Source organism: Hoeflea sp. (genome assembly GCF_039975035.1).
Taxonomy (GTDB): domain Bacteria; phylum Pseudomonadota; class Alphaproteobacteria; order Rhizobiales; family Rhizobiaceae; genus Hoeflea.
Genome location: NZ_JBDWHW010000182.1, coordinates 1 through 11,704 on the forward strand (window position 1 = coordinate 1; position 11,704 = coordinate 11,704).

The following is an 11,704-nucleotide window of genomic DNA, read 5'->3' on the forward strand; positions in this document are numbered from 1 at the left end:
CTCAAGCGGGGCCGGATTGCGTTCGGGCGAGGTTCGCCATCGCCTCTGACGTTTCCTTGCCAGGTCGGGCACGCTTTCCGCCAGGCGCAGCGATGCGGATCCGGCCGCGGTAAACTCGCCTCAAACCGCCGCGAAATGAACAAATATGTGGCGGGAACGAAAATCTGCTGAGCGGATTGTTGCAGCATAAGCGCCGGACGTATCTGCTCAAGGATAACGGCGGCTTATGGAACAGAGGAGTTATCCATGAGAAACCATGTTGCGAAAATCACTGCCGCCGGCCTGACAGCAGCCCTGCTTTCAAGCACCGCGGCAATGGCGGACTTCAGTGCCACGGCAACCACCGACCTCAATATTCGCAGTGGTCCGGGACCGCAATTCGAAGTGATCGGCGCCATTGCGAACTCCGATACCGCCACCGTCAACGGTTGCATCGAAGGCAGCAAATGGTGTCAGGTCACCTACAACGGCACCACTGGCTGGTCATACTCGGAATACCTTTCCGCTGATTTCAGCGGCCAGCAAGCCGTCATCTCCATGGCGCCGCAGACGGCCCAGGTTCCGGTCATCGAGAATGACCAGGCTTCGACCAACGCCACTGTCGGCGCCGCTGGCGGTGCGGTTGCCGGTGCACTGATCGGCGGTCCTGTCGGCGCAGTCATTGGCGGTGTCGCCGGTGCAACCGCGGGCCTGTCTGTATCGCCCCCGCCGACCGTGAAGACCTACGTCACCCAAAACCGGATGGACCCGGTATATCTTGAGGGTGAGGTTGTGATCGGCGCCGGCGTTCCCGAAACCGTCGAACTGTACCCGGTTCCCGATTATGAATACCAGTATGTCTACATCAACGGCCAGCCGGTGCTGGTCGAGGCCGGCACCCGCCAGATCGTCTACGTCTACCGCTAAACGGTGGCAGGACGCAGTGCAGCGCCTCCGGGGGTCCCCAACCCCGGGGGCGTTTTCTTATCCGCCACCAAAATTGCCGGGAGAGTTGCCTGGGCATCCCGATTGTTTCGTTAGCCGGCCGGTCACGGCCTCTGCAAAAGCCAATGCGCACCACTTTCAATTGCTGCCGATTGTGACTAACAGGTCTGTATGACAACTCAATCAGGCCGCAGTGCCATGTTCTGGTTTTTGAAGGGCATGCGCGGAATCACCTCGTTACCGGCCATCATTCTGATGAGCGCTTTTGTCGGCTTCTGCGGTTTTGCCGTCGAGGCCGGCATTCCCATGGGCCAGACCGTGTTCATGACCGGCATCATCTGGGCTTTGCCGGGAAAGGTTTTGCTGGTCGGTTCCATCCTGGCTGGCGCCTCGCTGCCCACCGCTTTCATCGCCGTGGCGTTGTCCTCGATCCGGCTGATGCCGATGGTCGCGGCACTGATTCCGGAAATCCGGACCGAAAAAACACCCACCTGGCTGTTGTTGCTTCTGTCACATTTCATCGCGATCACGGCCTATGTCTTCACCATGGAGCGCATCCGTGATGTACCGCGAGAGCACAGGGTGGCATTTTTTGCGGGCTTCGGGATCACTGTCACCTGCGCCAACATCATCCTGGTTGCCGTGATCTATTCGACGGTCGCCAATTTGCCGGCCATGATTGCCGGAGCCCTGTTCTTCCTCACACCGGTGTATTTCCTCACCTCGATATGGGCTTCAACACGCGACCGGGCAGGCCACATCGCCATGGTGACAGGGCTTGCACTGGGGCCGATGTTCCATCAGGTCGCGCCGGAATTCGATATTCTCTATGCCGGTGTCGTCGGCGGCACCCTGGCGTTTTTCGCTGATCGTCTGTGGAAGCGGAGAGCGGGCTCATGATCAGCTATGAGAGCTTCGATACCTGGTGGTGGCCCTATGTCTTTATCGCCATCGCCGGCTGGCTCGCCACCGATATCTGGCGCTGGATCGGTGTCCTTGTCGGCAACAGGCTCAAGCAGGATTCCGCAGCACTCGTCTGGGTGCGCGCGGTAGCCACGGCGCTGCTTGCCGCTGTCATCGCCAAGCTGATCCTTTACCCGACCGGAGAACTCGGCAATGTCCCGTTGGCACTGCGCCTGATCGCCGTATCCGCTGGATTTTCCGCGTTTCTCATCGGCGGCAAGCGTACCTGGATCGGGATTGTCACAGCCCTCGGGCTGTTGATTGGCGGCCAGTTGCTGCTCGGTTGACGGCGGCGAGAGGCAGGGCTTATCAACCGCTCTGACGCATGCCGTTATCGCAAGACCGCTGCCTGTTCTGCGTGACTGGCGCTAATCGTCGAACCGCTTGGCCATCCATGAGTAACTGTCGGTGACCACATGCACCGGCTTGGACACCAGCACCTTGACGGTCTCCGTCTCGGGCAGCGCCTGCCTGAACCGGTTCAGCACGCGTGATGCAATCCCGGCCTCGGGCTGCAATGCCGCAAGGGCCGGGCTCTCCGGTTCGGGAATGTCCACCTTCGGCACCGGCATCGCCGGTCCCTGCGCGGAGCCTGCAGCGGTTTCCGTGGCAATTTCCTCTCCGTTTGCGGGTTCTCCGTCGACTTCGGCCAAGCCGGTATCTTCCGGGGTCTGGCAAACCGCCACGACCACAGGATAGTCGATATTCGAGTAGAGCTGGAGTTTGTCTTCCGAACTTGCGTCACATTGCTGGATCGTCGCCCAACGCTGGTCAAGCATCTCGATGTAATGGCATTGCGTGGCGGTATCATCGCAGCCGAGGATTGTCATGAGGATGAGAGCGGTTTGCATATGGGTCTCGCAATAGCTTGTTTCACCTGCTCATGAACCCGTATTGTCGCCAAAGCAAGGCAGCGCCGTCTCGGTAATATGTCATAATTGAGAACCTGAATTCGCCAATACCTCGAATTTGCCAACACAACGGTCGAACCAATTCGGAGAGCGATTGATGGCACCACAACACATCATCATCATCGGCGCGGGCATTGTCGGGGCGTCCATAGCCCATCGCCTGAGCCTGGCCGGAGCCAAAATCACCATCATCGACAGGGCTCAAGCGCCCGGTCTCGGCGTCAGCGCTGCCTCGTTCGGATGGATAACCTGTGCTGCGGGCGATCCCGGTATCCCCGACGACGTGTATCGGCAACGGCTGCAGGCGATTGACGACTACACCCTTCTTGACAGGGAATTTGGCGGTCGCCTTTGCGCGCCATTGAGGGGAGCAATGGTGTGGGGCGCGAGTGATGCCGAAACTCGCGACTGGGCGCACCGGCATGCCGAAAAAGGCAGTCAGGTGCGGCTGGTCAATGGTGTCGAAATCACCGAACTCGAGCCGATGATTGCCGAACCGCCCGCGCTCGCGGCCTGTTTTTCGCGGGAAAAGGCCGTTGATGTCGGCCATGCCTGCGCCATGCTGGTCCGCGCCGCGCGCGACAGGGGCGCTGAACTGATCCTTGGCCAGAAAGCCCTCGGACTTGAAGCCAAAGGCGGCAGGATCAGCGGCGTCAGACTGAACCGGCAGGTCCTCGCTGCCGACTGCGTGATTGTGGCTGCGGGCGCCGCAAGCGCTGATATCGTCAGCAATTTCATGCCCGATCATGGTATTACGATGTCGCCGTCGGCGCTTGTCACCCTCAGCGTCGATGCAGGCAGGCTCAATCATGTCATTGATGGCGGCGGGATCGAAATCCGGTCTCTGGGCAATGGTGATTTGATCGCCGCCTGCTGTGTGGAACACTGCCATGATGCTCAAGTGCGGGAGGTTCTGGCCGAAAATGTGCTTGCCAGAGTGCAACAGTTGTTCCCCGGGATTAAAAATCCCGCCGTCGACAATGTGCGGATTGGTCAGCGCCCGTTTGTTGCGGAGGGACGTCCGCTGGTCTCAACCGCACCACATCTCGAGGGGCTTTATCTGGCGGTGGCGCACCCAGGCGTCATCCTTGCGCCGGAGATCAGCCGCCAGCTTGCAGGCATGCTGAGTCGGTAGACGGACGGCCCAACGGACTTCATATCCGTGCGTCCGGAGCCCCGGTTGCGCCCGAACCCCGGCAGGGTGCGCGCATTGTTTGCATGCGGTCTTTGCCTCAGTGCCTAACAGTTGTAAAACATATGTCAGCCGCCGGTGGCCGGGCGTCCAGATGTCCGGCGCCATCGATCCCACAACCTGGACGCAGGAGTTGTTATCCTTTGACCGAATTTACCGAAGCCGGACGCCAGGCTGGTGCCGAGCTCGCCAGCAGGCATGGTGTCAGCCCGGACGCCATCGAGCATGTGCTCATGGCGGTGATTGCCGGGCAGGGAACCCTGGCGCAATTCGACCACCCCGAACTCGGCGGCATGGGGCAATGGTCGCTCGGCGGCATGACCATGGTGGGAGACATGTTCAACAATACGCTCAAGGCCAGGGTGGATGCGATCTGCACCGATGTTGCACAATTGCTTGGCCAGTCGTCGCCGCTGCATCTGACTCCGGCCGCGTCATCGCAAACCCAGTCCCAGGGCGATGGTGTCAGCCTGTTTGTTTCCGGAGGGGCATCGGGCCATTGGTGGCCCGGCGATCTCGGGCATGCCGCCTCGACCGGCGCCCAGAACCGGATGCGGTATGCCTGGTTTCCGGATGCCCGGCGGCTGGCCATTGATGCCGGTGACGGCAAAGTCCGGATCTATGACACCGGCGATCATCGCATCGGCGGTTTCTCGCAGCAGCAATCCGGCGACCAGTCGCTGAGTTTTACCTCGCAGCACGGGCTGGTCAAACTCTCGGAATTGCGCGAGATCGATGCCGCCGGTTTACCCGGCAACGAACATGCTGGCAGGTCTTCCGCGCCGGCGCTCTCGGACGCGCTCCTCAAGACGACTGCGAGCAACCGGGTTGCGGATGCCGCCCCCGAGCCTTCCCGCTTCGAGCCGGGCACCGCACAGCCCGAATTGCGCCAGCGCGAACCGGATGAACCGGCCAAGCCCGCCACGGCGGAACCCCCCGTTACGGCGGACACCCCCGTCGCAGCGGACACCAGTGAGCAACAGGATATCTTCGCCAAGATCGAGCGATTGGCGGCACTTCATGCCAAGGGCATTCTCACCGATGGCGAGTATCAGGCCAAGAAGGCCGAATTGCTGGCGCGGATCTGATCCGGTTCCGCCGCAGATTCTGCGTTCAGCCCAGCGCCGCGCGGATTTTCTCCGCATTGGACTTGAGCACGCTGCCGTCTTCCATCGTGCCGGTATGCGGCTTCATCGCAACGCCGTCGAAGCGCGGGATCACATGAACATGCAGGTGAAACACCACCTGGCCGCCGGCCGCTTCGTTGAACTGCTGGATGGTGACGCCGTCAGCGCCAAAAGCCTGCATCACCGCATGCGCCATCTTCTTGGTTGTCGCCATCACGGCTGACAGGCTGTCGATCTCGACATCGAAAATATTGCGGGCAGGGGCCTTGGGGATCACCAGGCAATGACCATCACCGCGCGGCATGATGTCCATGATGGCCAGCGTGTGCTCATCCTCGTAAAGCCGCTCGGCGGGCAATTCGCCACGCAGGATCTTGGCAAAAACGTTGTTGTCATCGTAGCTGGGTGCGGTCATGGGGCGGATCTCCGGATCGGTATCGATTGGACTGTTTGTACCCGGCCCGGGCTTCCGGTCAAGCCGTCTCGGGCCGTCGGCGGCGATCAGTCGCCGCTCTTGTCAGCCTCGTTGCCGCCTTTGCGAAACGGGCCGTGTTCACTCAGTACCTGAGCGACATGTTCGACATCGCGGCGCTCGCGTTCGAGATAATCGGCCACGGCGCGTCTCAGCCCCGGATGCTCGATATAGTGCGCCGAGTGCGTGGTCGCCGGCAGATAGCCGCGCGCCAGTTTGTGCTCGCCCTGCGCTCCGGCTTCGACGCGGGCGAGACCCTTGGCGATGGCGAAATCGATGGCCTGATGATAGCAGACCTCGAAATGCAGGAACGGGTGATCCTCGACACAGCCCCAGTGCCGGCCGTACAGGCAGTCGCCGCCGATGAAATTGATCGCGCCAGCAACATAGCGGCCGTTCCGTCGCGCCATCACCAGAAGCACGTCTTCGGCCATGCGTTCGCCGATCATCGAATAAAACGTCCGGGTCAGATAGGGCCGTCCCCATTTGCGCCCGCCGGTGTCGATGTAGAACTCGAAGAAGATGTCCCAGATCTCTTCGGTCAGGTCGCTGCCGGTGAGCCATTCGATGGTGATGTCGTTTTCAAGTGCCGCCTTGCGTTCCTTGCGCAACTGCTTGCGTTTACGGGATGCCAGCGTGTCGAGAAAATCATCGTAACTGCCATAGCCGGGATTTTGGAAATGAAACTGCTGGTCGGTGCGGTGCAGATATCCCTCCGCCTCAAACGCCGGAATTTCGGTCTCGGGCACGAAGGTCGCATGCGCCGAGGACAGGCCGAGTTGCGTGCACAAGACGCGCCCGCCCGCCGCCAGCGTCCGACGGCGCGCCTCGTCGCCCGGACCGGGGCGCACCATCAGCCGCGGACCGGTCGCCGGTGTGAACGGCGCCGAACACTGCAGCTTGGGATAATAGCGTCCGCCGGCACGCTCGAACGCATCGGCCCAGGCGTGATCGAACACATACTCACCCATCGAATGGCTCTTGATGTAGGCGGGCATGGCGCCTTCAAGCGACCCGTCCGGTGCGCGCAACACGATGTGCCGCGGCAACCATCCGGTTTCGGCCGATACCGATCCGGAGTCCTCTAGAGATGACAAAAAAGCATGACTGACAAAGGGGTTATAGATGATACCGGACTCAATACCAGAACCGCTTGAATCAGAATGTGAACCGCGCGCGGCACCGCCGAGCCGGCTCCATTCACCGGCTGTGACTTCGGACATGGCCGCGATGGTCGATAGCGTATGCTCTGTATCGTCAACAGTCATGATATTCCGTTCCGCGCGTCGCCCATGGCCGTGCCTGTGTCCGTAAACACTGTGCTTCAACTTATGAACGGTGCACGGATTGGCAAGGTCATGCGTCGATCGTGGCGTCGGGATCAAAGCCCTCGAACGTCATCTGATCGGCGTATTCGCGGGTCAGTTGCCGCGCCGGCGCGTCCCGCACCGTCCAGGTGATGATGGCAATTCCCTGTTTGCGCTGGGCCTCGACAAAGCGGTTGGGAAGGTGGTGCACGCAATAGGAAATGAAATCCAGGCCAAGATGCATGGCTTCCTCGTGAACAAAGAACTTCTCCGGCTTGACCCCTTCCGCCGTCAGGCCGAGCGGACAGGTGGCGCCGCAGGCCTTGAGGTCGCGCAAAAGCCGGTCGTCGAAGCTCATCAGCGCCACCGGCCCGTCATAGCTCTCAAGACATTCGACAACCGCGTCGGCAAAGCCGTCATCGTCGCCGGGGCGCGGCTTCAGCTCTATGACCAGCGGCACCTGGCCCTTGACCAGCTTGAACAGGGCCGGCAGCGACATGACGCCGTCCGATGTTCCGCCGACCCGCAGCTGGGCCAGTTCCTGCGAGGTCCGCTCCCGCACGTCGCCCGAAAGCCCGCAGAGCCGCTCCAGGTCATCATCATGAAACACCACCGGCACGCCATCGGTGGCGATGTGGATGTCGCATTCTATGGCGTAATTGGATTCGATCGCCCGCAGAAACGCGCTTCGGGTGTTCTCCCAGATGTTCACGTTCATGTCGTGATAGCCGCGATGGGCGATAGGGCGGGCGGTCAGCCAGCCGAGGTCCTTGCGTGTCTCGCTCATGTCAATGTCACCGGATCTCGATGATCGCGTCGATCTCGACGGCGGCGTTGAGCGGCAGACTGGCCACGCCAACGGCGGCGCGGGCATGCTTGCCGGCATCGCCGAGAATGTCGGCAATCAGGTTCGAAGCGCCATTGATGACCAGGTGCTGGTCGGTGAAATCCGGATCGGAAGCGACGAAACCGCCGAGCTTGACCACCCGCACAATGCGTTCGAGATCGCCGCCGAGCGCCGCCTTGGCCTGCGCCAGAATATTGATGGCGCACAATTCGGCGGCCCTTTGCGCGGACGCCACATCGACGTCGCGACCGAGCAGGCCCTTGACCGCCAGCGCGCCGCCTTCCAGCGGCAACTGTCCGGAAACGTACAGCAGCGAGCCGGAAATCACATAGGGCAGATAATTGGCCGCAGGGGCTGCGGCTTCGGGAAGGGTGATGTTGCGGCCTGACAGGCGGGACTCAACGCTATCGGTCATGTAAGAGACTCCAAATTCGACTGGGTTAGGGCTGTTTCGGCGAATTCTCGCTGGATTGAAGTTCCGCCTCGCTTTTGCCGTAGCTGGTCTTATAACATCGGCGATGGATTCGACAGGAGAAAACCTGATGCGCATGTTTGTAATTGCGTCGCTGACCGTCTTGGCCTGTGCGCAGGCAACCACTTCGGCGCTCGCCGGAGCAGGGACCGCTGGCCGGGTCGGAGGCGAGGCCCTGGCCGCCCATCGCGCCGTCTATGATCTCAGGCTCAAGGATGCGTCCGAACGGTCCGGTATATCCGGCATGGTCGGCCGCATGGTCTATGAATTCGGCGGCTCGGCTTGCGAGGGTTACACTGTCAGCTTCCGCTTTGTCACCGAAATCACCACCGGTGATGACACCCGTGTCACCGACCAGCAGACGACCACGTTCGAGGATATCCGCAACCACACATTCCGCTTTGTCACGCGTTCTTTCGTCAACGAGACGCTCGACCACGAGATCCGCGGCGCCGCTGAGGCGGATGGTGACGGGCTTGAAATCAAGCTTGAGCAACCCGACAAGCTCGCGCTCGACATTCCGACAGCGCGGTTTCCCACCGAACACATGATGGAAATGATCGACAAGGCCCGCGATGGCGAACGGTTTTACGAATCGCGCATCTATGACGGCTCGGACGAGGGTGACCGGGCGATGATCACCACCGCGGTCATGGGTGAAAGACAGACTGTGGAAAGCAATGATCCCGAAGCCGAAAGGGCCGGCGATCTCGCTGACGACGCCTTCTGGCCGGTGTCGATGTCCTATTTCGAGGAAAGCACGGAAGGCGATGGCCTGCCGGTCTATTCCATTGCCTTCAAGCTGTATGAAAATGGCGTCACCCGCGACCTGACCATGGATTACGGCGATTTCGTGCTGGAAGGCCAGCTGGCGCAACTCGACATGTACGAGTCCGAGCCGTGCGGGCAGCCGTGAATCGGCGCTGTCGACCCTCCGCGGATGGCGTGCGCGCCGCCCTGTGGCGCAAGCATTTTCCGGCCTGACTGAAATCCACGATGATTTCGCGGTTCCGTCCGGCTGATCCGGAAACCATGGATGGACTGTGACGCCGAGCTGTGTCATGAGGCCCGCTCTTTCGCCTTCGGCGCATCCTTTCACCCGCAAAACAGGTTGGAACAACGGCTATGGCCAATGCGCTGGGGCTTGATTTTGGCACGACCAACACGGTCCTTGCGCAAGCGAGCCAGGGATCGGACACGACCTCGATCAGGTTCACGTCCCCAGCCGGAACAGGCGACACCGTGCGCACCGCGTTGTCGTTCATCAAGGATCCGCAGCTGGGCGCCGGTGCCTTGCAGGTGGAAGCCGGGCAGGCGGCGATTCGCGCCTTCATCGCAAATCCGGGCGAATGCCGTTATCTCCAGTCGATCAAGACCTTCGCGGCGTCTTCTCTGTTTCAGGGTACGCTGGTGCATGCCCGCCGTTTCCAGTTCGAAGATCTCATGGAGGTCTTCCTCAAGCGGATTGAAGCCTATGCGGGCGACAACTGGCCGTCGACGGCCAAACGCATCGTCACCGGACGTCCGGTGCATTTCGCCGGCGCCAATCCCGATGCCGGACTCGCCATGCGCCGTTACTCCGAGGCGTTGACCCGCCTGGGCTTTCCGGAACTGCACTATGTCTATGAGCCGGTGGCCGCGGCCTTCTACTTCGCGCAGAACCTCAAACACGATGCCACCGTGCTGGTGGCCGACTTCGGCGGCGGCACCAGCGATTTCTCGCTGATCCGTTTCGAGACGGTCGCCGGGCGCATTCGCATCAGCCCGCTGGGGCAGTCCGGTGTCGGTGTGGCGGGCGACCAGTTCGATGCCCGTATGATCGACCATCTGGTGGCGCCTGAAATCGGCAAGGGCAGCCAGTTCAAGAGCTTTGGCAAGCGGCTCGATGTGCCCGACAGCTACTACCGCAATTTCTCGCGCTGGAACCAGTTGTCGATTTTCAAGACAACGAAGGAATATGCCGATCTCAAGACCCTGGTCCGTCAGGCCGTGGAGCCGGAAAAGCTCGAAATGTTCATCGACCTGATCGAGCATGACGAGGGGTATCTTCTGCACCAGGCGGTGTCGGCGACGAAGATGGCGCTGTCAGGCGACGAGGAAGCCTTGTTCCACTTTTCAGCCCTCGGCAAAGCCGGTGAGAAAACCGTGAAGCGAAAGGACTTTGAATCCTGGATCGACGCCGATCTCGCCAGCATCACCGGAGCGCTCGACGAACTCCTGGTCAAGACCGGCACTGACGCGGGCTCGGTCGACAAGGTCTTCCTGACCGGCGGCACTTCGTTTGTGCCCGCCGTCCGCCGCATCTTCACCGAGCGCTTCGCCGCGGGCCGGATTGAATCCGGCGGAGAACTGATCTCGATCGCCCACGGACTGGCGCTGATAGGCCAGCGGGACGACATCGAGCAATGGACCGTTCCCGGAGCCGCGTGACGGACAAGCGAGCTAATGCTATGCGGATTGCTGTCCTGTCCTGCGCGCTTTATCGCTGCTTCGCACTTGCAAAACCGCGCCGCAGCCTGTAAGCGACGCTTATTCCACACGTGGGGCATGGGGTGATGCGGGAGAAATCCGTATCAGTCCGCCGGTGGCGCCTAGCGCTCACGCCCCGCGGAGGTTCAACCGGAAACAGGAGTACAAGGCATGGCATTGCCTGATTTTTCCATGCGCCAGCTGCTTGAAGCAGGCGTTCACTTCGGCCACCAGACTCACCGCTGGAACCCGAAAATGAAGCCGTACATCTTTGGTGCGCGCAACAATCTTCACATTCTCGATCTCGGCCAGACCGTTCCGATGCTCAATCAGGCATTGAAGCTGGTGTCCGACACCGTGTCCAAGGGCGGTCGCGTGCTGTTCGTCGGCACCAAGCGTCAGGCTTCCGAGATCGTTGCAGATGCTGCCGCCCGTTCGGCGCAGTATTATGTCAACGCCCGTTGGCTCGGCGGCATGCTGACCAACTGGAAGACCATTTCCCATTCGATCCAGCGCCTGCGCAAGCTCGACGAGATCCTTTCGGCTGAAGCTTCGGGCTTCACCAAGAAGGAACGCCTCAACCTCGAGCGCGAGCGTGAAAAGCTCAACCGCGCTTTGGGCGGTATCCGCGACATGGGCGGCACGCCTGACCTGATGTTCGTCATCGACACCAACAAGGAAGGCATTGCCATCCAGGAAGCCAAGCGTCTTGGCATTCCGGTCGTTGCGATCATCGATTCCAACTGCGATCCCGATGTTGTCGATTACCCGATCCCGGGCAACGACGATGCGTCGCGCGCCATTGCGCTGTATTGCGACCTGATCAGCCGCGCCTGCATCGACGGCATCGCCCGTCAGCAAGGTGCGTCCGGCGACGATCTGGGCGCAATGGAAGCTCCGGTCGAGCCTGCACTGGAAGCCGCGCCTGAAGCTGCTGCGGCTGAAACTGCAGCGCCTGCGGCAGCGGTTGAAGCCGCACCCGCAGAAGAAGCCGCCAAGGCCTAAATCCGGGTTTCGGAC

The 11,704-nt window shown here is 61.1% G+C and carries 13 protein-coding genes; 8 read left to right on the forward strand and 5 right to left on the reverse strand.

Annotation, left to right across the window (positions count from 1 at the left end):
* The first annotated feature begins 246 nt into the window (after positions 1-246).
* From ABJN75_RS16255 to ABJN75_RS16265, 3 genes are all read left to right on the forward strand, one after another.
* Positions 247-906 (forward strand): DUF1236 domain-containing protein, encoded by a 660-nt coding sequence (locus ABJN75_RS16255; protein WP_348440621.1) that lies wholly within the window; start codon positions 247-249, stop codon positions 904-906.
* A gap of 216 nt (positions 907-1,122) precedes the next feature.
* Entirely contained in the window at positions 1,123-1,824 is a 702-nt protein-coding gene (locus tag ABJN75_RS16260; RefSeq protein WP_348440622.1) for an AzlC family ABC transporter permease, read from the forward strand.
* The gene (locus ABJN75_RS16265; RefSeq protein ID WP_348440623.1) at positions 1,821-2,174 is read left to right on the forward strand and encodes an AzlD domain-containing protein; all 354 of its coding nucleotides are present in this window, start codon (positions 1,821-1,823) and stop codon (positions 2,172-2,174) included. Before ABJN75_RS16260 ends, ABJN75_RS16265 begins: the two co-directional genes overlap by 4 nt.
* 81 nt (positions 2,175-2,255) lie before the next feature.
* Here the strand turns inward: ABJN75_RS16265 and ABJN75_RS16270 are convergent, their stop codons facing one another.
* Positions 2,256-2,738: a hypothetical protein gene (locus ABJN75_RS16270; protein WP_348440624.1), complete on the reverse strand. Its 483-nt coding sequence runs from the start codon at positions 2,736-2,738 to the stop codon at positions 2,256-2,258.
* 157 nt (positions 2,739-2,895) lie between these two features.
* Here ABJN75_RS16270 and ABJN75_RS16275 point away from each other — a divergent pair, with 157 nt between their 5' ends.
* Together ABJN75_RS16275 and ABJN75_RS16280 are read left to right on the forward strand one after the other, a co-directional pair.
* Complete coding sequence (locus ABJN75_RS16275; RefSeq protein ID WP_348440625.1) at positions 2,896-3,933, forward strand: FAD-dependent oxidoreductase; 1,038 nt, start codon at positions 2,896-2,898, stop codon at positions 3,931-3,933.
* A 200-nt stretch (positions 3,934-4,133) separates the two neighbouring features.
* Complete coding sequence (locus ABJN75_RS16280) at positions 4,134-5,078, forward strand: SHOCT domain-containing protein (protein ID WP_348440626.1); 945 nt, start codon at positions 4,134-4,136, stop codon at positions 5,076-5,078.
* A gap of 25 nt (positions 5,079-5,103) precedes the next feature.
* Here the strand turns inward: ABJN75_RS16280 and ABJN75_RS16285 are convergent, their stop codons facing one another.
* From ABJN75_RS16285 to ABJN75_RS16300, 4 genes are all read right to left on the reverse strand, one after another.
* Positions 5,104-5,532 carry an HIT family protein gene (locus tag ABJN75_RS16285; RefSeq protein WP_348440627.1) on the reverse strand — a complete coding sequence of 143 codons (429 nt, stop codon included), beginning with the start codon at positions 5,530-5,532 and terminating at the stop codon, positions 5,104-5,106.
* Between the two features lie 86 nt (positions 5,533-5,618).
* Positions 5,619-6,857, reverse strand: coding sequence for a GNAT family N-acetyltransferase (locus ABJN75_RS16290; protein WP_348440628.1), 1,239 nt, complete (start codon positions 6,855-6,857; stop codon positions 5,619-5,621).
* 88 nt (positions 6,858-6,945) lie between these two features.
* Complete coding sequence (locus ABJN75_RS16295) at positions 6,946-7,683, reverse strand: glycerophosphodiester phosphodiesterase (RefSeq protein ID WP_348440629.1); 738 nt, start codon at positions 7,681-7,683, stop codon at positions 6,946-6,948.
* 7 nt (positions 7,684-7,690) lie between these two features.
* A complete protein-coding gene (locus ABJN75_RS16300; protein WP_348440630.1) occupies positions 7,691-8,158 on the reverse strand; it encodes a RidA family protein in 468 nt (155 codons plus the stop codon).
* A 127-nt stretch (positions 8,159-8,285) separates the two neighbouring features.
* Between ABJN75_RS16300 and ABJN75_RS16305 the strand changes: the two genes are divergently transcribed.
* The 3 genes from ABJN75_RS16305 (at position 8,286) to rpsB (ending at position 11,689) form a co-directional block, all read left to right on the forward strand.
* Entirely contained in the window at positions 8,286-9,131 is an 846-nt protein-coding gene (locus ABJN75_RS16305; RefSeq protein ID WP_348440631.1) for a cell envelope integrity EipB family protein, read from the forward strand.
* Positions 9,132-9,340: 209 nt separating this feature from the next.
* Entirely contained in the window at positions 9,341-10,645 is a 1,305-nt protein-coding gene (locus ABJN75_RS16310) for an Hsp70 family protein (RefSeq protein WP_348440632.1), read from the forward strand.
* 210 nt (positions 10,646-10,855) lie between these two features.
* On the forward strand, positions 10,856-11,689 hold the full coding sequence (rpsB, locus tag ABJN75_RS16315) for a 30S ribosomal protein S2 (protein ID WP_348440633.1): 834 nt from the start codon (positions 10,856-10,858) through the stop codon (positions 11,687-11,689).
* Positions 11,690-11,704 lie beyond the last annotated feature (15 nt).

Coding starts and splice junctions, on each gene's coding strand:
- ABJN75_RS16255 (WP_348440621.1), top strand. CDS start 247: ATGAGAAACCATGTTGCGAAAATCACTGCCGCCGGCCTGACAGCAGCC.
- ABJN75_RS16260 (WP_348440622.1), top strand. CDS start 1,123: ATGTTCTGGTTTTTGAAGGGCATGCGCGGAATCACCTCGTTACCGGCC.
- ABJN75_RS16265 (WP_348440623.1), top strand. CDS start 1,821: ATGATCAGCTATGAGAGCTTCGATACCTGGTGGTGGCCCTATGTCTTT.
- ABJN75_RS16270 (WP_348440624.1), bottom strand. CDS start 2,738: ATGCAAACCGCTCTCATCCTCATGACAATCCTCGGCTGCGATGATACC.
- ABJN75_RS16275 (WP_348440625.1), top strand. CDS start 2,896: ATGGCACCACAACACATCATCATCATCGGCGCGGGCATTGTCGGGGCG.
- ABJN75_RS16285 (WP_348440627.1), bottom strand. CDS start 5,532: ATGACCGCACCCAGCTACGATGACAACAACGTTTTTGCCAAGATCCTG.
- ABJN75_RS16290 (WP_348440628.1), bottom strand. CDS start 6,857: ATGACTGTTGACGATACAGAGCATACGCTATCGACCATCGCGGCCATG.
- ABJN75_RS16295 (WP_348440629.1), bottom strand. CDS start 7,683: ATGAGCGAGACACGCAAGGACCTCGGCTGGCTGACCGCCCGCCCTATC.
- ABJN75_RS16300 (WP_348440630.1), bottom strand. CDS start 8,158: ATGACCGATAGCGTTGAGTCCCGCCTGTCAGGCCGCAACATCACCCTT.
- ABJN75_RS16305 (WP_348440631.1), top strand. CDS start 8,286: ATGCGCATGTTTGTAATTGCGTCGCTGACCGTCTTGGCCTGTGCGCAG.
- ABJN75_RS16310 (WP_348440632.1), top strand. CDS start 9,341: ATGGCCAATGCGCTGGGGCTTGATTTTGGCACGACCAACACGGTCCTT.
- rpsB (WP_348440633.1), top strand. CDS start 10,856: ATGGCATTGCCTGATTTTTCCATGCGCCAGCTGCTTGAAGCAGGCGTT.